General features: G+C 59.2%; 23 protein-coding genes, 1 tRNA gene and 4 pseudogenes. 17 read left to right on the top strand and 11 right to left on the bottom strand.

Annotated elements, in window-relative coordinates; all coding sequences use genetic code 11:
* The first annotated feature begins 128 nt into the window (after positions 1-128).
* From glyA to ACPYOI_RS03250, 4 genes are read left to right on the top strand one after another with little or no spacing between them, the layout of a single operon-like run.
* Positions 129-1,427, top strand: coding sequence for a serine hydroxymethyltransferase (glyA, locus tag ACPYOI_RS03265; RefSeq protein ID WP_481419648.1), 1,299 nt, complete (start codon positions 129-131; stop codon positions 1,425-1,427).
* A gap of 9 nt (positions 1,428-1,436) precedes the next feature.
* A complete protein-coding gene (gene nrdR / locus ACPYOI_RS03260; RefSeq protein ID WP_022714748.1) occupies positions 1,437-1,913 on the top strand; it encodes a transcriptional regulator NrdR in 477 nt (158 codons plus the stop codon).
* A 3-nt stretch (positions 1,914-1,916) separates the two neighbouring features.
* Complete coding sequence (ribD, locus tag ACPYOI_RS03255; protein WP_481419647.1) at positions 1,917-2,999, top strand: bifunctional diaminohydroxyphosphoribosylaminopyrimidine deaminase/5-amino-6-(5-phosphoribosylamino)uracil reductase RibD; 1,083 nt, start codon at positions 1,917-1,919, stop codon at positions 2,997-2,999.
* On the top strand, positions 2,999-3,619 hold the full coding sequence (locus tag ACPYOI_RS03250) for a riboflavin synthase (protein WP_481419646.1): 621 nt from the start codon (positions 2,999-3,001) through the stop codon (positions 3,617-3,619). The genes ribD and ACPYOI_RS03250 overlap by 1 nt, the downstream gene beginning before the upstream one ends.
* Here ACPYOI_RS03250 and ACPYOI_RS03245 read toward each other — a convergent pair.
* From ACPYOI_RS03245 to ACPYOI_RS03235, 3 genes are all read right to left on the bottom strand, one after another.
* Positions 3,582-4,115, bottom strand: a complete 534-nt coding sequence (locus tag ACPYOI_RS03245) for a GNAT family N-acetyltransferase (protein ID WP_481419645.1) — start codon at positions 4,113-4,115, stop codon at positions 3,582-3,584. The two genes, ACPYOI_RS03250 and ACPYOI_RS03245, sit on opposite strands and share 38 nt — an antisense overlap.
* 27 nt (positions 4,116-4,142) lie before the next feature.
* Positions 4,143-4,646 (bottom strand): cupin domain-containing protein, encoded by a 504-nt coding sequence (locus ACPYOI_RS03240; RefSeq protein WP_481419644.1) that lies wholly within the window; start codon positions 4,644-4,646, stop codon positions 4,143-4,145.
* Between the two features lie 112 nt (positions 4,647-4,758).
* A complete protein-coding gene (locus ACPYOI_RS03235) occupies positions 4,759-5,118 on the bottom strand; it encodes a hypothetical protein (protein WP_481419643.1) in 360 nt (119 codons plus the stop codon).
* Between the two features lie 333 nt (positions 5,119-5,451).
* Between ACPYOI_RS03235 and ACPYOI_RS03230 the strand changes: the two genes are divergently transcribed.
* The 3 genes from ACPYOI_RS03230 to ACPYOI_RS03220 all read left to right on the top strand — a co-directional run bounded on the left by ACPYOI_RS03230 (position 5,452) and on the right by ACPYOI_RS03220 (position 8,721).
* A complete protein-coding gene (locus tag ACPYOI_RS03230; RefSeq protein ID WP_481419642.1) occupies positions 5,452-5,913 on the top strand; it encodes a 6,7-dimethyl-8-ribityllumazine synthase in 462 nt (153 codons plus the stop codon).
* Entirely contained in the window at positions 5,910-6,392 is a 483-nt protein-coding gene (gene nusB, locus ACPYOI_RS03225; protein WP_168829138.1) for a transcription antitermination factor NusB, read from the top strand. Before ACPYOI_RS03230 ends, nusB begins: the two co-directional genes overlap by 4 nt.
* A 193-nt stretch (positions 6,393-6,585) precedes the next feature.
* A complete protein-coding gene (locus ACPYOI_RS03220; protein ID WP_168829139.1) occupies positions 6,586-8,721 on the top strand; it encodes a sodium-translocating pyrophosphatase in 2,136 nt (711 codons plus the stop codon).
* 68 nt (positions 8,722-8,789) lie between these two features.
* On the opposite strand, the gene ACPYOI_RS03215 is transcribed toward ACPYOI_RS03220, so the two are convergent.
* Positions 8,790-9,317, bottom strand: a complete 528-nt coding sequence (locus ACPYOI_RS03215) for an outer membrane protein assembly factor BamE (protein ID WP_168829140.1) — start codon at positions 9,315-9,317, stop codon at positions 8,790-8,792.
* Positions 9,318-9,504: 187 nt separating this feature from the next.
* On the opposite strand from ACPYOI_RS03215, the pseudogene ACPYOI_RS03210 reads away from it, so the two are divergent.
* The 6 genes and pseudogenes from ACPYOI_RS03210 to ACPYOI_RS03185 all read left to right on the top strand — a co-directional run bounded on the left by ACPYOI_RS03210 (position 9,505) and on the right by ACPYOI_RS03185 (position 13,971).
* Positions 9,505-10,097, top strand: a pseudogene (locus tag ACPYOI_RS03210) (ubiquinol-cytochrome C chaperone family protein).
* 10 nt (positions 10,098-10,107) lie between these two features.
* Positions 10,108-10,662 carry a YceD family protein gene (locus ACPYOI_RS03205; RefSeq protein WP_481419641.1) on the top strand — a complete coding sequence of 185 codons (555 nt, stop codon included), beginning with the start codon at positions 10,108-10,110 and terminating at the stop codon, positions 10,660-10,662.
* Positions 10,663-10,765: 103 nt separating this feature from the next.
* Positions 10,766-11,812 carry a phosphate acyltransferase PlsX gene (gene plsX, locus ACPYOI_RS03200; RefSeq protein ID WP_481419640.1) on the top strand — a complete coding sequence of 349 codons (1,047 nt, stop codon included), beginning with the start codon at positions 10,766-10,768 and terminating at the stop codon, positions 11,810-11,812.
* Positions 11,813-11,831: 19 nt separating this feature from the next.
* A complete protein-coding gene (locus ACPYOI_RS03195; protein WP_481419639.1) occupies positions 11,832-12,803 on the top strand; it encodes a beta-ketoacyl-ACP synthase III in 972 nt (323 codons plus the stop codon).
* A gap of 110 nt (positions 12,804-12,913) precedes the next feature.
* Entirely contained in the window at positions 12,914-13,252 is a 339-nt protein-coding gene (locus ACPYOI_RS03190) for an integration host factor subunit alpha (RefSeq protein WP_481419638.1), read from the top strand.
* Between the two features lie 182 nt (positions 13,253-13,434).
* Positions 13,435-13,971, top strand: a complete 537-nt coding sequence (locus ACPYOI_RS03185) for a MerR family transcriptional regulator (protein WP_481419637.1) — start codon at positions 13,435-13,437, stop codon at positions 13,969-13,971.
* Between the two features lie 24 nt (positions 13,972-13,995).
* On the opposite strand, the gene ACPYOI_RS03180 is transcribed toward ACPYOI_RS03185, so the two are convergent.
* Together ACPYOI_RS03180 and ACPYOI_RS03175 are read right to left on the bottom strand one after the other, a co-directional pair.
* Entirely contained in the window at positions 13,996-15,060 is a 1,065-nt protein-coding gene (locus ACPYOI_RS03180; RefSeq protein ID WP_481419636.1) for a class I SAM-dependent methyltransferase, read from the bottom strand.
* A gap of 46 nt (positions 15,061-15,106) precedes the next feature.
* Positions 15,107-15,454: a response regulator gene (locus ACPYOI_RS03175; protein WP_168829607.1), complete on the bottom strand. Its 348-nt coding sequence runs from the start codon at positions 15,452-15,454 to the stop codon at positions 15,107-15,109.
* A gap of 173 nt (positions 15,455-15,627) precedes the next feature.
* On the opposite strand from ACPYOI_RS03175, the gene ACPYOI_RS03170 reads away from it, so the two are divergent.
* On the top strand, positions 15,628-17,250 hold the full coding sequence (locus ACPYOI_RS03170; RefSeq protein WP_481422533.1) for a response regulator: 1,623 nt from the start codon (positions 15,628-15,630) through the stop codon (positions 17,248-17,250).
* Between the two features lie 39 nt (positions 17,251-17,289).
* Here ACPYOI_RS03170 and ACPYOI_RS03165 read toward each other — a convergent pair whose 3' ends face one another.
* A complete protein-coding gene (locus ACPYOI_RS03165; RefSeq protein ID WP_481420155.1) occupies positions 17,290-17,604 on the bottom strand; it encodes a DUF1236 domain-containing protein in 315 nt (104 codons plus the stop codon).
* A 235-nt stretch (positions 17,605-17,839) separates the two neighbouring features.
* On the opposite strand from ACPYOI_RS03165, the gene ACPYOI_RS03160 reads away from it, so the two are divergent.
* Both ACPYOI_RS03160 and ACPYOI_RS03155 read left to right on the top strand, forming a co-directional pair.
* A complete protein-coding gene (locus tag ACPYOI_RS03160) occupies positions 17,840-18,505 on the top strand; it encodes an HAD family hydrolase (RefSeq protein ID WP_481420156.1) in 666 nt (221 codons plus the stop codon).
* 198 nt (positions 18,506-18,703) lie between these two features.
* A tRNA-Pro gene (locus ACPYOI_RS03155) sits at positions 18,704-18,777 on the top strand.
* 531 nt (positions 18,778-19,308) lie between these two features.
* Here ACPYOI_RS03155 and ACPYOI_RS03150 read toward each other — a convergent pair.
* Positions 19,309-19,671 (bottom strand): annotated as a pseudogene (locus ACPYOI_RS03150) (SOS response-associated peptidase); the annotation flags it as partial.
* Between ACPYOI_RS03150 and ACPYOI_RS03145 the strand changes: the two are divergent.
* A pseudogene (locus ACPYOI_RS03145) lies at positions 19,666-19,904 on the top strand (hypothetical protein); the annotation flags it as partial. The pseudogenes ACPYOI_RS03150 and ACPYOI_RS03145 overlap by 6 nt on opposite strands.
* A 140-nt stretch (positions 19,905-20,044) precedes the next feature.
* On the opposite strand, the gene ACPYOI_RS03140 reads toward ACPYOI_RS03145, so the two are convergent.
* The 3 genes and pseudogenes from ACPYOI_RS03140 to ACPYOI_RS03130 form a co-directional block, all read right to left on the bottom strand.
* Entirely contained in the window at positions 20,045-21,829 is a 1,785-nt protein-coding gene (locus ACPYOI_RS03140) for an ABC transporter ATP-binding protein (RefSeq protein WP_481419858.1), read from the bottom strand.
* A 67-nt stretch (positions 21,830-21,896) separates the two neighbouring features.
* Positions 21,897-23,000, bottom strand: a complete 1,104-nt coding sequence (locus ACPYOI_RS03135; protein ID WP_481419857.1) for a glycosyltransferase family 2 protein — start codon at positions 22,998-23,000, stop codon at positions 21,897-21,899.
* Positions 22,985-24,129 (bottom strand): annotated as a pseudogene (locus tag ACPYOI_RS03130) (acyltransferase family protein). Before ACPYOI_RS03130 ends, ACPYOI_RS03135 begins: the two are co-directional and overlap by 16 nt.
* Positions 24,130-24,262 lie beyond the last annotated feature (133 nt).

Raw genomic sequence — 24,262 nt, 5'->3', positions numbered from 1 at the left:
CTTCGAGCGCGGTTTTTTGTTCGGCGGTTGCCGCCTCGCGCTCTTTGCCTAGCAAATGTCGTTCTTCGTATTGCTCTTGGCAGGGCGGAACGCTAAAGCTTCGCCCATTCCAGTTGAGGAGCCCGCCGATGACAAATGCTTCTACCGAAACCTTCTTCAATCGTTCGCTCGCCGATACCGATCCGGAAATCTTCGGCGCGATCCAGAAGGAACTCGGCCGCCAGCGGCATGAGATTGAGCTGATCGCCTCGGAAAACATCGTTTCCCGCGCGGTGCTGGAAGCCCAGGGCTCCATCATGACGAACAAGTATGCGGAAGGCTATCCGGGCAAGCGCTACTACGGCGGCTGCCAGTTCGTCGATATCGCTGAAGAACTGGCGATCGAACGTGCCAAGAAGCTCTTCGGCGTCAATTTTGCGAACGTCCAGCCGAATTCCGGTTCGCAGATGAACCAGGCGGTCTTCCTGGCGCTGCTGCAGCCGGGCGACACCTTCATGGGCCTCGACCTCAACTCGGGCGGTCACCTGACGCATGGTTCGCCGGTCAACATGTCCGGCAAGTGGTTCAACGTCGTTTCCTACGGCGTCCGCGAGGGCGACAACCTGCTCGATATGGACGAAGTCGCCCGCAAGGCCCAAGAGCACAAGCCGAAGCTCATCATCGCCGGCGGCACCGCTTACTCGCGTATCTGGGACTGGAAGCGTTTCCGCGAGATCGCCGACTCCGTCGGTGCCTACCTGATGGTTGACATGGCCCACATCGCCGGCCTCGTCGCCGGTGGCCAGCATCCGTCGCCGTTCCCGCACTGCCATGTCGCGACGACGACGACCCACAAGTCGCTCCGCGGCCCGCGCGGTGGTGTGATCCTGACGAATGACGAAGATCTGGCGAAGAAGTTCAACTCGGCCGTCTTCCCGGGTCTCCAGGGCGGTCCGCTGATGCACATCATTGCCGCCAAGGCCGTTGCCTTCAGTGAAGCGCTGCAGCCTGAATTCAAGGATTACGCGGCCCAGATCGTCAAGAATGCCAAGGCGCTGGCCGAAACCCTGATCGCAGGCGGCCTCGACGTCGTTTCCGGCGGCACGGACAACCACCTGATGCTCGTCGACCTTCGCAAGAAGAACGCCACCGGAAAGCGCGCGGAAGCGGCACTCGGCCGCGCCTACATCACCTGCAACAAGAACGGCATTCCGTTCGATCCTGAGAAGCCCTTCGTCACCTCGGGTGTGCGTCTCGGCGCTCCGGCCGGCACCACGCGCGGCTTCAAGGAAGCGGAATTCAAGGAAATCGGCAATCTCATCGTCGAGGTCCTGGATGGCCTGAAGGTCGCCAATTCCGACGAGGGGAATGCAGCTGTGGAAGCCGCAGTCCGCGGCAAGGTCACTCAACTGACCGGCCGCTTCCCAATGTACGATTACATCGGCTGAGAGTAGCGCATGCGCTGCCCATTCTGCGGATCGGAAGACACCCAGGTCAAGGATTCACGCCCGGCGGAGGACAACACGTCCATCCGCCGCAGGCGTATCTGTCCCGATTGCGGGGGCCGTTTTACCACCTTCGAGCGCGTGCAACTGCGCGAGCTGATGGTCGTCAAGAAGACCGGACGCAAGGTGCCTTTCGACCGCGACAAGCTGGTACGGTCCTTCGAGATCGCACTGCGCAAGCGCCCGGTCGACCGCGACCGCATCGAGCGCGCCGTGTCCGGCATCGTACGGCGCCTCGAAAGCTCCGGTGAGGTCGAAATCAGCTCCGAGGCCATTGGCCTTCAGGTGCTCGAGGCCCTCAAAAGCCTCGATGACGTCGGCTTCGTTCGCTATGCGTCGGTCTACCGGGATTTCTCGCATGCCGAGGATTTCGAAAAGGTCATCTCCGAGATCAACGCGAAGATCAGCCGCGACACGCTGGAGACTTGAGCCATGGGCGTCGGGCCGCACGACGAGCGTTTCATGGCCGCGGCGATCCGGCTCTCCCGCTGGCATACCGGCCAGACCTCGACGAACCCTTCCGTCGGCTGTCTGATCGTTCGCGATGGCGTGATCGTCGGCCGCGGCGTTACCGCGCTGGGTGGCCGCCCGCATGCGGAGCCGCAAGCGCTCGCCGACGCAGGCGAGCTTGCCCGCGGCGCCACCGCCTATGTGACACTCGAGCCTTGCTCGCACCACGGCAAGACACCGCCCTGCGCGGAGGCCCTGATTGCCTACGGCGTCGCCCGCGTCGTCATTGCCGTCACCGATCCCGATCCACGCGTTTCCGGCCGGGGCATCGCGTTGCTGCGCGCTGCGGGCATCGAGGTTGATGCCGGGGTGCTGGAGGAGGAGGGCCGGCGGGCGCTCGCCGGTTATCTCACCCGGCAGACGAAGAACCGCCCCTATGTCACTCTCAAACTTGCCGTTTCGGCTGACGGCATGATCGGGCGGGAAGGCGGGGGACAGGTGGCGATCACCGGACCGGCCGCCCGTGCGCAGGTTCATTCACTGCGTGCCGAAACAGATGCCATCCTCGTCGGCATCGGTACTGCGATTGCCGACGACCCGCTGCTGACAGTGCGCACGCCCGGCCTCGAATCGCAATCGCCGATCCGCATCGTACTTGATCCGGCGCTGGAGCTGCCGCTCACCAGCAAACTGGTCAACTCCGCGCGAGACGTGCCGGTCATCGTGGTTGCAAGGCCAGAGATGGACGAAGCTCGCGCCGCACCCCTGCGGTCTGCCGGCGTCGAAATACTTCCCTGCAGTCCCTACCACCCCGAGGTGCTGCTGCCTGCACTCGCCTCGCGCGGCATCTCCTCGCTGCTCGTGGAAGGCGGAGCGAAGACGGCGCGGCTTTTCCTCAACGCCGGCCTGGTCGATCGCATCCAGCTTTATCAAGGTCCGGGAACGATCGGCGAGGGAGGTATTGAATCGCCGCTGCGGAAGACCGACATGCCATCGGGTTTTGCTCATAAGGGCACGTTTATTTTCGGCGAAGACCGCCTGGACGAATACGAAAGAGAGCTTTGATGTTCACCGGAATTGTCACCGACGTCGGCACGATCGAGTCCGTTTCCCCCATGAACGAGGGCGTCAAGCTCCGCGTGGCCACCGCTTACGATCCGGCGACCATCGATATGGGGGCGTCGATTTCGCATTCGGGCGTGTGCCTGACAGTCACCGGCCTGCCGGACGAAGGCAGCAACGGCCGCTGGTTCGAGGTCGAGGCCTGGGAGGAGGCGCTTCGGCTCACGACCATCGCGACCTGGAAGGAGGGGACGCGCGTCAACCTCGAGCGCTCTCTGAAAATCGGTGACGAGCTCGGCGGCCACATCGTTTCCGGGCATGTCGATGGCAAAGCCGAAATCCTCTCGGTGACCGCTGAAGGCGACGCTACGCGCTACCGGCTGCGCGCGCCGGAGCATCTCGCCAAATTCGTGGCGCCGAAGGGCTCGATTGCGCTCGATGGCACGTCGCTGACCGTCAACGCGGTCGACGGCGCCGATTTTGATGTCCTGTTGATCCGCCACACGCTTGAGGTCACGACCTGGGGCGAGCGCAAGGCCGGCGATTTCGTCAATTTCGAGGTCGATACGATGGCGCGCTATGCGGCTAGGCTGGCTGAGTTCCCGTCCGCGAAAGCAGAATGATTTCGCCGTGATAGTCGGAACGCGCCACCTCGCGAAAGCCGAGTTTCTCGGCAACGCGAAGTGATGGCGCATTGTCGGGGCTGATGATGCAGGTCACGGCCTTGCCAGGAAAATTCGCTTCAGCCCATCGAAGCAATGCTTTCAAGGCTTCGGTGGCGTAGCCGCGCCCATGCGCGGACGGCAGCAGCACCCATCCGGTCTCCAGCGTGCCTTCGAGGGACGGTTTCATGTCCCGCCGCACCTCGTGGAAGCCCGCTTCGCCGATAAGCCGGCCCGTTTCCTTCTCTTCGATTGCGAGAAAGCCGAAGCCCATGAAATGCCACATGCCGGCGCTGCGTATCAGCCTCGCCCAGGTTTGCTCGCGCGTCGACGGTACGCCACTGATGAAGCGGACGACGGCTTCATCGCTCCACAAGTTCACATAATCATTGAAATCTTCGAGGCGGTGGGGCCGCAGAATCAATCGCTGGGTTTCGATGGTAGGAATACTGACCATGGATATCGTTCTCTGAAAAACGCCATTTCACGCGCCGGGTTCGCCGTCCCAATAGTCGAGATCGCTTTCCGCGCGCCCGATGAAGCGGAAGCGGCCGGACTGCGCTTCCTCGTGATTTGTTTTGGCAAGAAATTTCCCGGAGTCGGGGTATTCGACGACCTCCGTCTTCGCCGTCGTCGAAATGCCGAGATAGATCAGCGTCGTCGTGCCGGTGTTAAGGATTTGATGTGCCGTTTCCTTGCCCCCAGCCGGTGCGCCGAGCGTGTCGCCCTTCTTGATTGGATAACGTTCGCTGCCGAAGCGATATTCGCCTGTTCCCTCAATCACGAAGAACAATTCATCCTCGACATGGTGATTGTGGAACGGACAGCTCGATTTGCCGGGCGGCACTTCGTTGTAGCTGATTCCGAGATTGGAGAGGCCGAGCAGACGGCCGAACGAAGCATCGGCGCTCTCATAGAGGGCGCCCTGTGTCCAGCGCTCGAGTGTCAGATCGGCAACATTGAGAACCGGTTTGATGTCCCGCGGCATGTCTTCTCCCCTTTACGAGGGTCAGGAGACCACCAATCCGAGCTGAAATTCAATAGGCTTCGGAAGAATTGTTGAAAGAGGCGGCGCGGCGAACTGCGCCGCCTCTTTCCGATCAGCTGGTATAGAAGGTGATGCTGCCGTCCGCCGCCTGTTCGGCGTTGACGACATCATGGACGTTCACCCCTTTACTTGCGAGCTCACGGGTCAGCATTCGGTTGGCATGGATCGAGGCCTGGAGTCGGCGAACATCGTATGCCGAGCGCTGCGGAGCAGAGCGCGGACCTTCTACGTCGGGGTTCTCACCGTTCCAGGCGTAGAACTGCTGGACGTTGAAGTCCGTGCCGTGGAAATTGCGCAGCGTTTGGTCGATGCCGCCTGTGGTGTTCATGCCAAGGCTTTCAGCACGGCTGACGCCGGCAAGCGCGAGGGAGGAGAGGGCGGATGCGATGATGATTTTAGCAACGCGGTTCATGATGTATCCTTTCATCAGCTGCGGCGGTCGCCTGTCATGCAGGGATCGTCTGCGTTACGCATTTTGAATTGGGTCAGCTGACGTGCGAAATCAATGGGCTAACGTGCTGAAATATAATTACAAATTATTCATTTTAGCTGCCCTTGATTTGCCCTTTTCAAGGCGTTCGGCAGGGCTCGCCGCGAGGGGTGATCCTGCACATCTGCTATCCTGTTGCAGCGATTTCCGTATTTGCATTTCAGCCATGATCCGAATTTACTTGCCATTCGTCGGCAGGCGTGTTTTGACCGCGGCCTGCCGAGTGGCAAAGTCCTCAAAAACCGAAGGTGATGCATGGCGCGAGACAACGCTCCCCATATTTTGATCGTCGAAGCCCGCTTCTACGACGACATGGCAGATGCACTTCTGGACGGTGCCACCTTCGCTTTGAAAGAGGCTGGCGCGACCTACGAGGTCGTGACCGTTCCGGGTGCCCTGGAAATTCCGGCGGCGATCGCCATTGCGCTCGATGGCGCGGATAATGGCGGCACGCACTATGATGGCTATGTCGCGCTTGGTACGGTCATCCGCGGCGAGACCTATCATTTCGAGATCGTTTCGAACGAATCCTCCCGCGCACTGATGGATCTCGCTGTCAGCGAGTCGCTGGCTATCGGCAACGGTATCCTGACGGTCGAAAACGATGAGCAGGCCTGGGTGCGCGCCCGCCGCTCGGACAAGGACAAGGGCGGATTTGCCGCTCGTGCAGCTCTCACGATGATCGAGCTGAAGAAGAAATTGGGTGCATACGAATGAGCAATGAAAACCCGGAGCGTCAGGTGAAGACGGCGAACCAGCGCGGGGCTGCGCGGCTGGCTGCCGTTCAGGCGCTCTATCAGATGGATGTCGGCGGAGCCGGTGTTCTGGAGATTGTCGCCGAATACGAGGCGCATCGCCTCGGCCAGGAAATTGACGGCGAAACCTATCTCAAGGCCGATCCCGCCTGGTTCCGCTCCATCGTCTCCGGCGTCGTGCGCGAGCAACTGCGCCTTGATCCGCTGATTGCCTCCGCTCTCCAGGACGACTGGGCGCTTTCGCGCCTGGACAGCACCGTGCGCGCCATCCTGCGCGCCGGGGTCTTCGAACTTCTCGACCGCAAGGACGTGCCGGTGGCTGTGATCGTCACGGAATATGTCGAGATCGCCCGGGCCTTCTTCGAAGACGACGAGCCGAAGCTCGTCAACGCCGTGCTCGACCGCATCGCCAAGCAGGTGCGCGGCGAGGCGAAGAAGTAGCCTTCCGTCCACTAGCGCACCATTTCCCTGTTTCTGCTGCACTGCAAGGGTTTTCGCCCTTGGCGGTCTTGACGTCCTGTTTTCTGCCACGCAATCTCCGGACGCAAAGCTAGACCGTTTTAGTGGAGAGAAGACGATTCGGCTGCGCTCGCGCCGAGCGGAGGAGTTTTCGGCGCATTGGGAGGAGGAGCGAATGACCATTCTTATAAGTGTAATAATATGCGGTCTGCTCTCGGTGGCCTATGCCATCTGGGCAACCCGGTCGGTGCTGGCCGCCGATCAGGGGAACAGCCGCATGCAGGAAATCGCGGGCTATATCCGCGAGGGCGCGCAGGCTTATCTGATGCGCCAGTACAAGGCGATTGCGATCGTCGGTATCGTTGTTTTCATTGCAGCTTGGCTGCTTCTTTCCGGCACGGCGGCCATCGGATTTCTGATCGGCGCCGTTCTTTCTGGTGCTGCCGGCTTTATCGGCATGCACGTATCCGTCCGGGCCAACGTGCGCACGGCGCAGGCCGCCTCGCATAGCCTTTCCGCTGGCCTCGACATCGCCTTCAAATCGGGAGCGATCACCGGCATGCTCGTTGCCGGCTTGGCGCTGCTCGGCGTATCGATCTACTATTTCATCCTGACCGTCCTGCTCGGCCACGAAAGCGGTTCTCGCGAAGTCATCGACGCTCTCGTCGCGCTCGGCTTCGGCGCGTCGCTGATCTCGATCTTCGCCCGCCTTGGCGGCGGGATCTTCACCAAGGGTGCGGATGTCGGCGGCGACCTGGTCGGCAAGGTAGAGGCTGGTATTCCCGAGGACGATCCGCGCAATCCGGCAACGATCGCAGATAACGTCGGCGACAACGTCGGCGACTGCGCGGGCATGGCAGCCGACCTTTTCGAGACCTACGCCGTCTCGGTCGTCGCGACCATGGTTCTCGCCTCGATCTTCTTTGCCGGCGCACCGATCCTGCAGTCGGCGATGATCTACCCACTGGCGATCTGCGGCGCTTGCATCATCACCTCGATCATAGGCACCTTCTTCGTCAAGCTCGGCAGCAACGGCTCGATCATGGGCGCCCTTTACAAGGGCCTGGTGGTCACCGGCCTGCTGTCGATCATTGGGCTTGGTTTGGCAACGTCCCTGACGGTGGGATGGGGTTCGCTCGGGCAGGTCGGCGGTGCCGAAGTCACGGGCACGAACCTCTTCGTCTGCGGTTTGGTCGGCCTCGTGGTGACGGCACTTATCGTCGTCATCACCGAATATTACACCGGCACCAACAAGCGCCCGGTCAATTCCATCGCGCAGGCCTCGGTGACCGGACACGGAACCAATGTCATTCAGGGCCTCGCTGTCTCCCTGGAATCGACAGCGCTGCCCGCAATCGTCATCGTCGGCGGCATTATCGCCACCTACCAGCTGGGCGGCCTCTTCGGGACCGGCATCGCTGTCACTGCCATGCTCGGACTTGCCGGCATGATCGTGGCGCTCGATGCCTTCGGCCCGGTGACCGACAATGCCGGCGGCATCGCCGAAATGTCCCACCTGCCGCCGGAGGTCCGCAAGTCGACGGACGCGCTGGACGCCGTCGGTAACACCACGAAGGCCGTGACCAAAGGCTATGCGATCGGCTCTGCCGGTCTCGGCGCGCTGGTGCTTTTTGCAGCTTATGCGAACGACCTGCAGTATTTCGCCCAGCACGGCGACCAATATCCATACTTCGCGAATATCGGCACGATCTCCTTTGAACTGTCGAATCCCTATGTCGTGGCGGGTCTCCTCTTCGGTGGCCTCATTCCCTACCTTTTCGGTGGCATCGCGATGACGGCGGTCGGCCGCGCCGCCGGCGCGATCGTCGAGGAAGTGCGTCTTCAGTTCAAGACGAAGCCGGGCATCATGCAGGGCACCGAAAAGCCGGACTACGGCAAGGCGGTGGATCTGCTGACAAAGGCCGCGATTCGCGAGATGATCATCCCCTCGCTGCTGCCGGTTCTGGCTCCGATCGTTGTCTATTTCGGCGTCCTGCTGATCTCCGGCTCCAAGGCCTCGGCGTTTGCGGCGCTCGGCGCATCGCTGCTCGGGGTGATCATCAACGGCCTCTTCGTCGCCATTTCGATGACCTCGGGCGGCGGCGCATGGGACAACGCAAAGAAGTCCTTCGAGGATGGCTTCGTCGATAAGAACGGTGTTCGCCATATGAAGGGTTCGGATGCGCACAAGGCGTCCGTCACCGGCGATACGGTCGGCGATCCTTACAAGGACACCGCCGGGCCAGCCGTCAATCCGGCGATCAAGATCACCAATATCGTCGCCTTGCTGCTGCTGGCCGTGCTGGCCTGATCGAACAGAAAGGTACAATAAAAAAACCCGCCGGAGCGATCCGGCGGGTTTCTTTTTGGGTTTCGATCCTACTGGATACTTGCTGGGTTCGCCGGATTGCCGGAGGGCGTTCCGAACAGGCTCTTGGCTGCGCTGCCGGCGCCGCCGGCCAGAACCTGCTGAAGGAAGCTCAGCTCACGGCCGCCGGTCGGGGTCACGCGCGAAATCGTATCGAATACCTTGCCGTCCTGAAGGGTGTAGTTCGCCCGCCGTGTCACGACGCCGTCCTTGTCGAAATAAATCGCAAGCACGCTCTGATCCACGACCTTCAACTTTTGGAAGGCGACGGAACGGGTGCGCTTCTGTGAAATATAATAGAAGACTTCGCTGTCGAACGTTGCCGTGGTCGAAGGCGTGCCAAGCGACAGGAGCACCTGTTCGCGGCTCGAACCTTCGGGAACGAGATTGAGGGACTCCTGGTCGACGACATAGCCGCCGTTGAGGACGGTGCCGGTGCTCTCGCAGCTGGTAAGACCTGCTGCGGAAATGATGATGGCAATGGCTGCGCTGCTGAAGAATTTCATGTCATACTTGAAATACCGTCTCTTCAACGACATTTACTCCCTTTAAGTATCGATAGGCAGCTTCGAGCCCTGCAATCACCGCTGATGCAAAATCTTTGTGGCCTTTCCGGGGTCGAATTTTCCCATTCCCCAGGATCCAACCTACAAGGACACTGTTCCGAAAGTGGTCACCTTCGGCATTGCAATTCGCGCTTGCTTCGGTAAACCAGCTTTCGAAATCATGCAACACGGCCCGCGCTACGGCGCGTGAAGAATAAGGCTTTTCCGGAAGAAACTATGATCTTCGGGCTTTTTCGTAAGAAGAACAGCAATCAGGCAATTGTCGATCGGCAGTATTCGACACTGACCGCAGCAGCGCGCATGCCGCAATTCTATGAGGGCATGAATGTTCCAGACACCGTGATGGGTCGTTTCGAGATGCTATCTCTGGTGATGATCCTTTTTTTCCGGCGAACGCGTTCCTCCGGAACCAGCGGCCAGGAGATCGCGCAGGAGATCGTGGACGCCTTCTTTCAGGATATCGACCATTCGATCCGCGAACTTGGCATCGGTGACGTGGGCGTGCCGAAGCGGATGAAGAAGCTTGCCGGCATGTTCTACGGCCGGCTTGAATCCTACTCGGCGGCATTGGATGCCGGCGATCGTGCGGCGCTTGCGCTGGCTCTCCAGCGCAACATCCACCCAGAGGCAGCAGCCAACATGCAGGATATGACGGCGCTTGCCAGCTGGATGTTCGATGCCGAAGCTGATCTGTCGGCTCAGTCGGAGGACCGGATCTCGACGGGCTCGGCGACGCTGCCGCAGGCAGCGTAAGGAGGAAGCTATGAGACAGCGCAACGACGACATTCCGTTTTCCTACCTCGTCAAGGTCGGCCATATCTCCGCAAATCCCGTCGAGGTGCACGTCGAGGCGGACCAGAAGGAGTTGAAGGCGCTTGCGAAGGCCTGGGACGTTCTTTCCGTCGATGATTTGCGTGCCGACCTCCAGATCAATCGCTGGAAAAAAGACGGCATCCGCGTCAAGGGCAGGGTGCAGGCAAAGATCGTTCAAGCGTGCGTCGTCACCCTCGACCCCGTGCCGTCCTCGATCGACGAGCAGTTCGAACAGATCTTCGTGCCTGAGACGTCGAAACTTGCCCGGCACCCGGCCAACGACGCTGGCGAAATGGTTCTTGATCCCGACGGGCCGGATCTGCCCGAAACCTTCACTGGTGATACGATCGACGCAGGCGAAGTGGTCACGGAGTTCGCCGCGCTCGCGATTGATTCCTATCCACGCAAAGAGGGTATTGAGTTCGCCGATCATATCGAGGATACCGGCGAAAACGACAAAAAGCCCTCCGCCTTTGCAGCGCTCAAGGACTGGAAGAAGGACTGAAGACCCGTTGGGTATTTGATACAATTCAGTTGTAAGCGACAGGAAAACCGGTATTTTGGCCGAAATTTTCGCCCCGCGCGGAAGAATCAAGGATCAGGGACGCGTGATCAGAATATCTCTCGACCTCATGGGTGGCGACTTCGGTCCCGAGGTTGTCATCCCAGGTGCCGCTAAGGCGCTGGAAAGGCATCCGGATATCTCATTCGTCTTCTACGGACTGAAAGAGCAGTGTGATCCGGTTCTTGCCAAGTTTCCGAAAGTCCGCGAACACTCCGTTTTTCACGATTGCGAGCTCGCCGTCCGCATGGACGAGAAGCCGAGCCAGGCGCTGCGCCGCGGCCGCTATATTTCCACGATGTGGCGTACCATCGAAGCCGTTAAGACGGGCGAGGCCGATGTAGCCGTTTCGGCGGGCAACACCGGAGCGCTCATGGCGATGGCGAAGTTCTGTCTGCGCACGATGGCCAATATCGAGCGTCCTGCGATTGCGGCGATCTGGCCGACACTGCGGGGGGAAAGCATCGTTCTAGATGTCGGCGCCACGATCGGCGCCGATTCTCAGCAGCTCATGGATTTCGCCTTGATGGGCGGCGCCATGGCCCGCGCCCTGTTCGAGCTCGAACGCCCGACGATCGGCCTGCTCAATGTCGGCGTCGAAGAAATGAAGGGCCAGGAAGAGGTCAGGGAGGCGGGCCGGCTGCTTCGCGAGGCCAACATCGATTCGCTCGAATATTCCGGTTTCGTCGAAGGCAATGACATCGGCAAAGGTACCGTCGATGTCGTCGTCACGGAGGGCTTTTCAGGCAATATCGCCTTGAAGGCGGCTGAAGGTACGGCAAAGCAGATCGGCGAATATCTGCGCGCGGCGATGACGCGCACGCTGCTTGCCAAGATCGGCTATCTCTTCGCCAAGGCTGCTTTCGACATGCTTCGCGAAAAGATGGACCCCAGCAAGGTCAATGGCGGCGTATTCCTTGGCCTCAACGGTATCGTCATCAAGAGCCATGGTGGCGCCAATGCCGATGGTATCGCTGCTGCCATCGAAGTCGGCTATGACATGGCCAAGAATGGCCTCAATCAGAAAATAGAAAACGATCTCAAGAGGTATCATGCCAAGCCTTTGCCCCCGAAGGGGCCGGAAGCGGCATGAACGATAGGACTTAAGCAGAATGATCCGTTCAGTGGTTCGCGGGTTCGGAGCCGCACTTCCGAAGCGCGTTATGACCAATCGCGAGATGGAAGATGTCGTTGACACTTCGGACGAATGGATCGTCCAGCGGACGGGCATCCGCCAGAGATATATCGCCGGCGAGGGCGAAACCACCTCCTCGCTGGGTGAGCAGGCCGCCCGCGCGGCACTCGACAATGCAGGCCTGACGCCCGCTGACATCGATCTCATCATCTGTGCGACCTCGACGCCCGACAACACCTTTCCGGCGACGGCGGTCAACATCCAGAACCGTCTCGGCATGCACCACGGCTTCGCATTCGACGTTCAGGCGGTCTGCACCGGCTTCGTCTATGCGGTGACGACGGCCGATGCTTATATCCGTGGTGGCCTCGCTAAACGCGCCCTGGTCATCGGCGCCGAGACCTTCTCGCGCATCCTTGACTGGAACGACCGCACCACCTGCGTTCTCTTCGGCGACGGCGCCGGCGCGATCGTGCTCGAAGCCGCTGAAGGGCAGGGCAGCACTTCCGATCGTGGTGTCCTGACGGCGCACCTTCGTTCCGATGGATCCCATAAGGAAAAGCTTTACGTCGATGGCGGTCCATCCAGCACCGGCACCGTCGGCAAGCTGCGCATGGAAGGCCGCGAAGTCTTCAAATATGCCGTGGGCATGATCACCGATGTGATTCAGGCTGCCTTCGATTCAACGGGCACGACGGCCGATGATCTGGACTGGCTCGTACCTCATCAGGCGAACCGCCGCATCATCGATGGCTCCGCCAAAAAGCTGAGCATCGCACCCGAAAAGGTGGTCGTGACGGTCGATCTGCATGGCAATACGTCCGCCGCTTCCATTCCGCTTGCGCTTGCCACTGCGGCGGGCGACGGGCGCATCAAAAAAGGCGACCTCGTGATGCTGGAGGCGATGGGCGGTGGCTTCACCTGGGGGGCAATGCTCCTACGCTGGTAGCGGTAACAAATCCGAAAAAGTGGCGACGAACAAGAGCTTGACCGTAACACGCAAGAACAATAGTCTTTGCTCACTTTCATAAAAGATTTGTAGAATGTGGCGGGGAAACCATGACCGGAAAGACAGTGACGCGAGCAGACCTGGCGGAATCGGTATTCCGGAAGGTCGGTCTCTCCCGTACCGAGTCGGCTGAACTCGTAGAGACCGTGCTCGATGAAATCTGCAACGCCATCGTACGTGGCGAGACCGTCAAGCTTTCCTCGTTCGCTACCTTTCAGGTCCGCGACAAGAACGAGCGCATCGGCCGAAATCCCAAGACCGGCGAAGAGGTTCCGATTTCGCCGCGCCGCGTAATGACCTTCAAGGCCTCGAATGTCCTCAAAACGCGCATTCTCAAGGCGCACGCGATGCGGAAGATCAAGCTGAAGCCTGCCAATCCGGCCATGTAAGGCCGCCGACGAAGAGCTGGCCCTCCTTATCTCTGATTGATATCTCCCTATCTTTTTCTTCGGTTTCGCCTTCCGATCTGTGGGCTGCGCGAAGACGTGACTTGAATTCGACGCCTCAAACCGTTGAAATATGATGAGTCGCGGTTTCGACCGCCACGCTAGATGGTGTAGGGAGTACGACGTTGGACAAGAGCCCCGATGCTTTCCGAACAATCAGCGAGGTTGCGGACGACCTTGATCTTCCGCAGCATGTTCTCCGTTTCTGGGAAACCCGCTTTCCCCAGATAAAACCGATGAAACGAGGCGGCGGACGCCGCTATTACCGGCCGGAAGATGTCGATCTTCTGAAGGGAATACGGCATCTTCTTTATGACCACGGCTACACGATCAAGGGCGTTCAGAAGCTCTTGAAGACCAACGGCAACAAGTTCGTGGTGGCTGTTGCGCAAGGCGATCTCGCCAGCGTCGAGGCGCTGGCGACAGGCCCCAAGGATGGCGGTTCGAGCGAGCCGCGCGTCAGCGTTGCAGATGAGGATCAGCTGGTCGGGCGCGCAAAGGCACCGATTACGCGCCGTTTCTTCAACTTCGTCAGCGGCGACGATGATCAAGCCGAAGTCTCGATCGGCAAGTCGAGCGTCGGCAAGGAGGATAGAGCGCTGCTTCAGGAGGCGCTTTACGATCTCCTGGAATGTAAGCGCCTTCTCGATCAGGTACGGTAGGCGACAAAGCCCGAGCGAATCCGGCTATGCTCGTTTGGACAACACGACGGCGGCCATGTAGAGTTCATGGGGTGTGGGACAATCAGACAGTCGACGCTCAAAGCGGGTAAACAGCTCAGTCACCAAGGCGGCTGGTTCGCGAGACGGCTCAATCAAGCTGGCGATCATCGGCCCGCACCAAGCTTGCGTCATGTCTGCGTGATGCTTGGCGAAGGCCAATACATCACCACTTCTTTCGAATTGCTCCCAGCAAGGATCGGTGAGTTTGACGAGATCAAGATGCTCGAGTTCAAGGTCAGCGAAATTTTCAGCTTGTATAAATGGCTGTTGAATCTCTTCCAATGTTCGAAGACCAATCGGTATCGTGAGATGATTCTGCTCTCGTTCCGAAAGTCGGCCATCCGTCCTCATGTCGCATACAGCCGACCACAGCTCGCCGAGCAGCCATTCCCAGCCGGTGACGGTCGCCGTGCGGGCCGTAAACCCCGCTAAGAGTTTAGCGCCGGGCCGCATTTCCCGCGACCGCAGCGTCAGGAAGCGTTCCCAATCTCTCGCCTGTTGCTTTTTCACTGCAGAGACCACAGTCGGCGTGGCACTCATTCCAGCGAGAATATGGTCAGGCGCTTCTATCGTGGTGGCACTCATCCACTGCAATGCCCAGGTTGTCCAGCCAAGATGCACGCGCTGAGGCGGGAGCAATTGCTCGAAATACGACCTGCCGATCGCGGAAGGAAAGACATCGGAAGCGTCGTTCATGTAGCTGCCCGGCTCTGACACAAGCGCTTCGAACAGGGCCGAAAAATCATTCGATGGAAGGTCCGTATGGACGATTTCGATTGGCACGGATGGGCCGGATCGGAACCGCAGCGCCTTAATCGCAACGCGCATGGGGGCCATCGAATTGCGGCCTTGCGAGGAACCATAATCAACGATGGTCAAGGGACCTTCGCCAACGGTTACCGTCCGGCACGCGGTTTCCCATAATGAAAGAAGTGCGGCAATGCCAGTCGCCTGCATCGCGGAATGACGGTTGTAGAAGCCGTCTCCTTTCATCGCCGCCAGATGAGATCGCGTTGGATCGTTTGGCATGTCATCGCCTCGCGTGTAGCGGAAGCTCGCGAACGCCTTGCAGGCGTCAAGCGCCGGCGAGGCTCCTCAGTGCCTGCTGCAGATCAGACAGTTGAAAGGGCTTCTTAACGATGGGGCGCGTCCGCTCGTCGATGCCTTCGGGCGGTTCCCCATAGCCAGTCGCAAACACATAGGGCTTTCCCCTGAGATCAAGCCGCTTTGCGACCGGAAGCGAACTCCGCCCCGCAAGCGACAGGTCGAGAATAGCTGCGTCGAATTCTGTGGTCTCGGCTTTCGCCAGCGCCTGGTCGAGATCGCCCGCGGTTGCCGATACGCGATATCCGATATCGCCGAGCATATCTTCGAGAAGCATCGCGATCAGCGCATCGTCCTCGACGATGAATATGTCCTTGATGACCCTCAGCACCCGTGTTCCTCCAGGTGGTCGAACCGATATTCTGCCGGGCGAGCGGGTGTCGTCAAGATGGAATTCGTAATGATGAAGAAAACCCGTATTGCCGCCTCGAATCCGATATGCAAAATCGGAAAGGACGCCTCGGGCGTAGGGGTGAGGGAAGGCTCTTTTATATGGATTTGTTGAGCGCGACCGATTGGCTGCGTCAAAAGCCCCGGATGACCTATCCGCTGGCAGTTGCCTTGGTTGCTGTAACGTTTTTTCTGCGGCTCGCCGCAGGCGACGTGTTGAGCGGTTTTCCCTTCCTGGGTTTCTTTCCCGCGATTGTTTTTGCGAGCTTCCTCGGCGGCGCCGGGCCGGGCCTTCTTGCGGCGGTGCTATCCGCCTTTCTCGTGCAGCTATTCTTTGTTGAGCCGGACAATGCGTTCTGGCCCGAGGTTGGTTCGCAATGGCTCGCTCTTTCGACGTTTCTGATCAATGCCCTGATTGTCATCTGCTTGATGCAGGCGATCATCATCAGTCATCGCAGGCAGCGGAAGCTTCGGGAAGAACTCGCAAATTTCAACACGCGGCTCGAAGAGACCGTGGCGCGGCGCACCGCCCAACTCAAGCATGAGATGGAGGAGCATGCTGCTGCACAAGCGCAGGTCCGCCAGCTTCAAAAGATGGAGACGATCGGCCAGCTCACTGGCGGTGTCGCTCATGATTTCAATAACATGCTGGCGATCATCATCGGCAGCCTCGATCTCGCGGAACGCCGCCTTGCCGGGAAGGAGGATCCGCGTCTTCTAAATTCCATCCAGAATGCGCGCGACGGTGCTCAGCGTGCGGCCGTGCTCACGGCGCGGCTGCTGGCGTTTTCACGGCAGCAACCCCTGGCGCCCGAGGTCATTGATCTCAACAGGCTGGTGGGCGGCATGTCCGAGCTTCTTCGCCGAACGCTCGGCGAGCACATCAAGATCGAGACCGTTCTCGCAGGTGGGCTGTGGCCGACCTTCGCCGATTTGAGCCAGCTTGAAAACGCCATTCTCAATCTCGCGGTGAATGCCCGTGACGCAATGCCCGGCGGTGGCAAGCTGACAATCGAGACGGCAAATACCGAACTCGATGATCGTTACGCCCGCATGCATGCGGATGTCGATGCAGGCCAATATGTGATGACGAGCATCACAGACACCGGCATCGGCATGTCGCAGGAGGTCATAGAGCGCGCCTTCGATCCCTTCTACACGACCAAGGGGCCGGGAAAGGGCACCGGCCTCGGCTTGAGCCAGGTGTACGGCTACGTGAAGCAAAGCCGGGGCCATATCAAGATTTATTCGGAGGTCGGGCGCGGCACCACTACGAAGATTTACCTGCCCCGTCACGTCGGAGTGCAGACCGGGCGGCTTCCGGAATCCGGCGCTTTGCCCCTGCCGCAAGGCAGCGCCAAAGATACGATCCTGGTTGTCGAGGATGATGATGAGGTCCGCCGCATGACGATCGAGAGCCTGCGGGAACTCGGCTATACGGTGTTCGAGGCTTCGAGCGGCAGTGAGGCGCTGGAGGTGCTCGGGAAAAATCCCGATATCGATCTGGTTTTCACCGACATTATCATGCCGGAGATGAATGGCAGGCAGCTCGCCGACGCCGTGAACGAAAAATGGCCGGACGTGAAAATCCTGTACACGACTGGCTATACGCGAAATGCGATCGTCCACAACGGTGTGCTGGACCACGGCGTGTCGCTGCTGGCCAAGCCCTTCAGCCTCGAGCAGCTCGCTCATAAAATCCGGGAGCTTCTGAGTACTCCTTGAGAGGGGGCGCGAAGCCGTCGAGCTTCGCGCTTGACGCTGCTATTCAAGAACCTGAATAACCCGGTGCGTCTTTGGTTCTACAATCACTCGGCGTTCGTTGACAACGGTATAGGCATATCCGTCCATGTTGGGGACAGTGTGGATTTCAACGGTATCCGGAAGCGTGGTGCCAACGATTACGTCGCCCTCATAGACAACGGAGGGCGTTTGTTGCTCCATCACATAGGTGCGGACTTCGCCCGGCAACACGACGGAACCGGTCGGTGCAGGGTCGATGACGACAGTACTCTGCGCGAAGGCGGCAGAGCAGACCGTCAGCATTACTGCGGCCGTAGCCAGCATGGTCTTGCGCATGGGATGACTCTCCTTTTCTTACCAAGCCATGGTCAAAACGCTCGCATAGGTTCGTTGTTCCGGAAAAGCTTGCGGCAGTCCGCAACCTTGGCAAACCGGCTGCATCTGGCTACAGAGGATCGCAGGGAAGGGTCTGGCGCCATGAGCACGCCAACCGCAATCCTGATCCTCTGCCGGCGTGGTCCAGAGCGCGCCGCCTTTCCTGCTCTCGAAGCTTCATTGCAAGGAATTTTCTGTGTCCACCTCCAACGTACCCGGTAAACCCTACGACGCCTTCCTCTTCGACATGGACGGCACCTTGCTCAACTCGATACCAGTGGTCGAGCGCGTCTGGGGCGATTGGGCAATGCGTCACGGCCTTGAGCCTGAAGTCTTCCTGAAAACGGTACACGGCGTCCGCGCCCGCGATACCATTCGCCAGTTGGCACTTCCGGGCGTGGACCCGGACCATGAGGCTAGGGAACTGCTGATCGCGGAAATGGAAGACGTGGACGGGATTGTCGAGATCCCCGGCGCCATCCGGTTTTTGGCGAGCGTCCCCGCCGGCAAATGGGCAATCGTCACCTCCGCGCCGATCGCTCTTGCAAAACGACGCATGGCGGCCGCCGGCATTCCGATGCCTGAGGTTATCGTCAGCGGCGAGGAGGTCTCCGCCGGCAAGCCCAGCCCGGAATGCTATCTGCTCGGCGCCAAGCGCTTAGGCGTCGATCCCAAGCGGTGCCTGGTCTTCGAAGATGCCGTTGCCGGCATCCTTGCAGGTGAAGGCGCAGGAGCCGACGTCACCGTCATTACCACCACACATACGACACCATTCGAGACCCCGCATTTTTCGATCGCGGATTACGAAGCATGGAGCGTCCGGCCAATCGGCGAAAACGCGATCGCGATGGTAGGAGCGTGAGAGGAATGTCGCCTTTTTGAACGCATAACGGCTTTTTCCGCTTGCATTCAAGGCGGCGAAAAACTAAACGAAACAAGCCGTTTCGGCAGGTCGGGGCGTAGCGCAGCCCGGTAGCGCACTTGACTGGGGGTCAAGGGGTCTCTGGTTCATTATACGGGATCAGTGATTATGTTCAGACCGACCGCAGTACGGCGATGACGGAATGTAGCGCAGTCTGGTAGCGCACTTGACTGGGGGTCAAGGGGTCGTCGGTTCAAATCCGGCCATTCCGAGGTTTTTCAAGGGTTTACCTGCGGGGTGAACTTATCTTTTGGGGGTCAGTTAGTTTTGACACTAGCTGACCCTTTTGATTTCATACACACGGTTTTGCGATCTGAACACCTGAACTTTAAAGCTGTAAACGGTCATCCCGCCGCTTTATACCAAAGTATCTGCCGACTAGGCGGATTCCATTTTTCGCGGCTTTGCCGCGCTTGAAGCTTTCGCAGCAAACGCTGCGGAACCAAGGGTATGATTCGAGGCAGGTACAAGAAGGACGGACAACCGATACCGTAAGCCGCCGAATAAAGGCGGGGCCTCGCGGTCGCGTCCATAGAGCGGTCCTAGGACCTTGGTCCACTACACGGTCACGCTGAACAGCCTAACTGGTGAATGACGAGGAAGCGGATTGGTAACTGGGGTAACGCTCCTCGTACCCTCCTCCAGAGGCAGAAGGAGGCCACGGCTCAACTCATCGTCCCGGCTGTGGCCCCTTCAGGTCATCACAACGTGCAGGCATTGATGAAAGGGGCTGTGACGCCGTTTCAGACCAGTGTCGGCTCGGGATCGAGGTCGATCTGTTCGACGATATCGGGCGTGTCGTTTTTCGGTGATCCGACTTTCCTGTCGATGGGCCACATCGTCATCAGCCCCGATGGGAATGGCTTCAAAAGGTCGCTCGGATCGGGCTCCGGCGACAGCCAGCGTTGACGAGCTTCCGGGTGCAGAATGATCGGTATGCGGTCATGGATGGCGGCCATCATTTCATTCGCCGGGCAGGTGATGATGGCAAATGTGCGGACTTCTATGCCGGCCTGATCTCGAAACGTCTCCCAAACGCCGGCAAGCGCAAAGGGCGCTCCCGACTTCATAGCGACGGCATAGGGCTGCTTGTTTTTTTCGGCACCTCATCGTCCGTGACCGCAGGGGCGGCGGCGTCTCATTATCTACGACAATAGACGGCAAGACTACCCCCATGCAGTCCGGTGGCGGTTCCGCTTCCTCCAGCGCAGGTTCATCCGTCACTTCCGGAACCGCGGGCAGCCAGGCTTTCTCCACTGCGAGTGCAACCCGGCCAGATGGAACAGTCATCACGCGCCGGTCGGATGGTATCTGCGACATCACCAAACCGAAGAAGTAAGGAGACGATAATGAGAGCGAAGATCACCCTCGCGTGCATCGCCCTTATTGCGTCCATCGGTGGTACGCCTGCGATGGCGCAAGACTGCAACGCGGCCGGCACGGTCGGTTCTGGAGGTAGCGCTGCGCCCAGGCTAGCACTTACGAAGAGAGCCCTTCATGCTCGTAGAGCTGGTCCATGCTCAATGTCGCGACCTCGGCAAAGGGGATCTGATTCCTAACCCGGCCACCATCGAGTATGACGACTTCGTCGCAGAATGAAATGGTGCTGCGGTGATGGCTGATGACGATTGTCGTGCGACGACCGGCTCTTGATTTCAAGGTCTCAACGATTGCCGCCTCGGACAATCCGTCCATGGCGTTCGTGGCCTCGTCCAGAATCAGAATTTCCGGATCACGCACCAAGGCTCTTGCCAACGCGATCCGCTGCCGTTGCCCCGCCGAAAGACTGGCTCCCCTGTAGCCGACGAGAGTCTCATATCCGTCAGGCAGCTTCTCGATGAACTCGTGCGCCTCAGCGAGCTTCGATGCGCTCTCCGCCTCGGCGAGCGATGCATTGTGACCATAGGTAATGTTTTCCAGGATCGTACCCTCAACCAGCTCGAGGTCCTGGCTGGCGAGCGCAATCCGTCTTCGCCATAGGACAGGATCGATTTGATTGAGCGAGACGCCGTCGATCAGAATGTTTCCCTCATCGGGTTCCACAAATCGGCACAGAAGATTGACGATCGTGGTTTTTCCAGCGCCGGATCGTCCGACAATTGCCGTCGAGCGGCCTTGGCGGACTTCGAAGGTCGCGCCGCGCAGCACCATAGGTCGCGAGCCGGAGCCTGGATATTTCAAACTTACGCGATCGAATTTGATCTGTTTGGGAAGCGCGGGAACCACGCGGTTTCCTGATGGCGGCGCCGGTTTGTCAGATGAATCCAAGAGCCACCTGACCTCTTCCAAGGAACCGCTCCAGCTTTGCACCTGGCTCCATGCCATTTGCAGCGAACGTACATGCGGTTGCAGCCGATAAAGCAGGACCACGAAAGCCACGATAATCGGAAAACTTACGCCCCAAACCCAGGCACTCACGACGACGGTTAGAAAAAGAGCCGAATGCAGCACTTCGGTTAGCGGAGGCAGTACTGCCTGGCGGGATTGTAGAACGAACCCTGCTTTGCGCACGGCATCCGAAGCGGAATCAAAGAATGCTTTCTCGCGCTGTTCCTGTCCGAATGCACGGATTAATCGCCCGGCGTGCACGAGATGGAGCATCCGGGCGGCAAGTTCGCTGTTGAAGGAAGTGACATTCCGGCTCAGCGCTTTCAGAGTGGCTGACAGGGCTGCGTGAATAGCCTGAATGAGAACAAGCCCCAGTGCGACGCCCAATGTCATCTGCCATGAAAGAAGCAAGAGGAAGGCAAGCAAGATGACGGCTGCCGATGCGTAGACGATCGACGCGAGGACAGATTGTATTGCATCCGAAGCCCGCCAGGATTCGGTGGAAATGATGTTCAGCAGCCGCCCAGGGCTTTGCTGGAGGAAAAACGGGTATCCAATCGTCAAAAGCTGGCCGGCAAGAGAGCTTCGGATCGCATGGCCGGCTTTGCCATAGATGAAATTTGTGAGCACGGCGTTGGCGAACGCTAGGACATTCTTCAGGATGATCAATCCCAGGATGGCGCCTGCGATCACAATCAGCCTTGTCCGGTCATCCAAGCCAGCACCCACTTGCTGGAAGACCGCTGAGAGGCCGGCCAGTCCCGAGGGATCCTTATCGCCGGCGATAATACCCAGCATCGGAATGATGAGACCAATGCCTGTGCCTTCAAGGACGGCGCTGCCTAGCCCTAAAACAACGACAACCGCAACCAGGCTCAGCCGCGCGCCCAGCGCCTGACGTAAAAGCCGAAGACTTGAGGTAACGAATTCTAGCATGGCGGTTGAGACCTCAGAAGCCGGGCGAGTGCGCCTACGCGCGGGATTTTGCGGTGCTCCTGCGCCATTATGCGAGCCCGCTAAGCGGCTGTACGGTTTCGATGCGCACCGACTGACAGTAACGTACCAGCGCGTCCAGTCGCCGGGTTGCGCGATCTGACATCCGGCCCAACAATGGTGAGTGGAGGGCGGAGTGAAGACCGTATCGTTCTCGACGTCGGATAACCTGCCACTTTCCGGTTCGCGTGAGAAAGTCGTGCGTTAGCTCCGGTTGCTGCGCATCGATAATCAACCGATACAGGAAGTAGAAGAGACACAAGGCTCCGTCCGCATGGCTGGAGGATGTCGGCTCTAGTTGCTGGGCAATTTTTCGGTCTATCGAGAGGATGCAACTAGCGGCACGGCGTACCGTCCCGCAAGTGACGGCAGTGCCGATGTCACGAAGGGCGTCGGGATCGTCGCCAAGAAATTGCTGCCCGAGATTCTCGGTAACGATCTTCAGGTGGGTTCGGCGCATTTGCTGCTTGTGCCTGCTGGTGACGCTGTCGTCGTGAATACGATAGGCGACCAGGCTCTCATCGATCATGGCGGCTGGAAGCTCTCGTGCGATGCGCCTGAAGAGATCGAAGTCCTCCGCGTGCACGTAGCCGGCATCATATACCAGCATGCCGTCAGGGATGACCTTGCGGTTGTACATCACGGTCGAGTGCATGAAGATCGTAAAGAACATCGACAGTATGTGCCACTCCCCGGACTGATAGACCGGATCTGGTTTGCCGAGTACCACGCGATTGCCGACAAGCTGATCGATGCCCGTACCACAAATCGCGAGCTCAGGCCGTTGCGCAAACAAGGCAACCTGGCGTGAAAACCGCGATGGATAGGAAATATCGTCTGCATCCATCCTGGCGATCAGATCACCGTTGGCCAGAGCGATGCCCTCGTTCAAAGTCGCAATAAGCCCGCGATTCTCCCTCGAGACGATGCGGATGCGGTCGTCGGCTTTTTGATGCCGTTGGAGGATGGCCAGCGATTGATCGGTGGAGCCGTCATCGAGCGCGATCACTTCAAGGTGCGAGTACTCCTGACGCAGAATGCTTTCGAGCGCAGCGGCCACGTAGGCTTCAGCGTTGTAGACAGGGAGCACCACAGAGATCAATGGATCAGACATCGTTCAGCTTTCCTGTTATCGGGAACCAGCGCTCTGGGACGCTGCGGCAATGGCATATTCGCGGACGCTTCATATTCAGGTCCCTGCCGCCTCGCTCGCCTCGACAGGCGATGGCGCGCGGCTTTTGGAGCTGACATAAGGAAAGTGACGTTTGAGCTGGTTGAGCGGCTTCTCGAAGGCCAGCCAGGAAATCGAAGCGACCATCAAAGTGGCAATGGTTCCGACGGCAAAACGTCCCGGACCCTGTTCTGAGACGTTGACCGGGATCCAGGCTTGAGCCTTGACGAGCAGCGAAAGCACGATTGGATGGAAAAGGTAAACGCCGTAGCTGACGCGTCCGATGGCGACGATGGGCGGGAGTTGTAGCAGGCGCCAGGGGGCTCCTCGCAAGCCTGACGAAGCATATCCGACGAGCATGACGAATGGTACGAGGGGCGAAAGTTCCGCGCCGATCCATGTCAGCCATTCAAGCGCGGGTGCCATGGGGACTGATTTTAGCCACAGGAAAATGATGGCGGCGGCAGTCAAGGGAACGCAGCTTAGCCGCATCCATTTGTGGCCAAGCGTCGGTAGTACGTCGATAGACGGCAAGGAGCGCGCCTCCGACAAGCGCATCCATCGACGCGGGCGGAAGAAGATCGCGCGCAAGAGATGCTGTGCCCGTCAGTGGCCAGTAGAGGCGATACGCCAGTGAGAACGTGATGACGGCGACGCAGACCGGTGCAATCAATCGGCGCGGAGCCAGCAGGATGACCAGCGGCCAGGCGATGTAAAACTGCTCCTCTATGCTGAGGCTCCAGGTGTGACACAACACCCAGGGCGCCCATTCATCGCGGAGGGCATACCAGAAGTTCGAGAGATAGAGCGCGTGCCACTTGAGGCTGCCTCGAGCTCCTTCAAGGTTAACAAACCAAACGAAACCCAAGACCGCGAAGTAAGGAGGGAATATGCGCAACGCGCGGCGAATATAGAACGATTTCAACGCAGTGGTTGCTTCATATCGAACGGTTGAACGCGCTTCCAAGAGGAGGCGTGTAATCAGGAAACCACTGAGCACAAAGAAGAGGCGAACGCCAAGATGGCCTGAAACGGATCCCCCGGTTGCCCAGAAATGGTCGTAGAGCACCATTGAAATGGCAAGAGTCCGAAGTCCATCAAGTGGCAATTCGCGTGCATGGAACATGGATCTCCTCAACCTCGAGACCCTGCTCGCCGGAGCATAGTCCCGATGACATTCGTGCAATCACCTGTGTGTTGTTCGT

The sequence above is a fragment of the Rhizobium sp. SVR5-2C genome (assembly GCF_056755115.1).
This window is presented reverse-complemented; position numbering and strand designations above follow the sequence as displayed.

Coding starts and splice junctions, on each gene's coding strand:
- glyA (WP_481419648.1), top strand. CDS start 129: ATGACAAATGCTTCTACCGAAACCTTCTTCAATCGTTCGCTCGCCGAT.
- nrdR (WP_022714748.1), top strand. CDS start 1,437: ATGCGCTGCCCATTCTGCGGATCGGAAGACACCCAGGTCAAGGATTCA.
- ribD (WP_481419647.1), top strand. CDS start 1,917: ATGGGCGTCGGGCCGCACGACGAGCGTTTCATGGCCGCGGCGATCCGG.
- ACPYOI_RS03250 (WP_481419646.1), top strand. CDS start 2,999: ATGTTCACCGGAATTGTCACCGACGTCGGCACGATCGAGTCCGTTTCC.
- ACPYOI_RS03245 (WP_481419645.1), bottom strand. CDS start 4,115: ATGGTCAGTATTCCTACCATCGAAACCCAGCGATTGATTCTGCGGCCC.
- ACPYOI_RS03240 (WP_481419644.1), bottom strand. CDS start 4,646: ATGCCGCGGGACATCAAACCGGTTCTCAATGTTGCCGATCTGACACTC.
- ACPYOI_RS03235 (WP_481419643.1), bottom strand. CDS start 5,118: ATGAACCGCGTTGCTAAAATCATCATCGCATCCGCCCTCTCCTCCCTC.
- ACPYOI_RS03230 (WP_481419642.1), top strand. CDS start 5,452: ATGGCGCGAGACAACGCTCCCCATATTTTGATCGTCGAAGCCCGCTTC.
- nusB (WP_168829138.1), top strand. CDS start 5,910: ATGAGCAATGAAAACCCGGAGCGTCAGGTGAAGACGGCGAACCAGCGC.
- ACPYOI_RS03220 (WP_168829139.1), top strand. CDS start 6,586: ATGACCATTCTTATAAGTGTAATAATATGCGGTCTGCTCTCGGTGGCC.
- ACPYOI_RS03215 (WP_168829140.1), bottom strand. CDS start 9,317: ATGTCGTTGAAGAGACGGTATTTCAAGTATGACATGAAATTCTTCAGC.
- ACPYOI_RS03205 (WP_481419641.1), top strand. CDS start 10,108: ATGAGACAGCGCAACGACGACATTCCGTTTTCCTACCTCGTCAAGGTC.
- ACPYOI_RS03195 (WP_481419639.1), top strand. CDS start 11,832: ATGATCCGTTCAGTGGTTCGCGGGTTCGGAGCCGCACTTCCGAAGCGC.
- ACPYOI_RS03190 (WP_481419638.1), top strand. CDS start 12,914: ATGACCGGAAAGACAGTGACGCGAGCAGACCTGGCGGAATCGGTATTC.
- ACPYOI_RS03180 (WP_481419636.1), bottom strand. CDS start 15,060: ATGCCAAACGATCCAACGCGATCTCATCTGGCGGCGATGAAAGGAGAC.
- ACPYOI_RS03170 (WP_481422533.1), top strand. CDS start 15,628: ATGGATTTGTTGAGCGCGACCGATTGGCTGCGTCAAAAGCCCCGGATG.
- ACPYOI_RS03165 (WP_481420155.1), bottom strand. CDS start 17,604: ATGCGCAAGACCATGCTGGCTACGGCCGCAGTAATGCTGACGGTCTGC.
- ACPYOI_RS03140 (WP_481419858.1), bottom strand. CDS start 21,829: ATGCTAGAATTCGTTACCTCAAGTCTTCGGCTTTTACGTCAGGCGCTG.
- ACPYOI_RS03135 (WP_481419857.1), bottom strand. CDS start 23,000: ATGTCTGATCCATTGATCTCTGTGGTGCTCCCTGTCTACAACGCTGAA.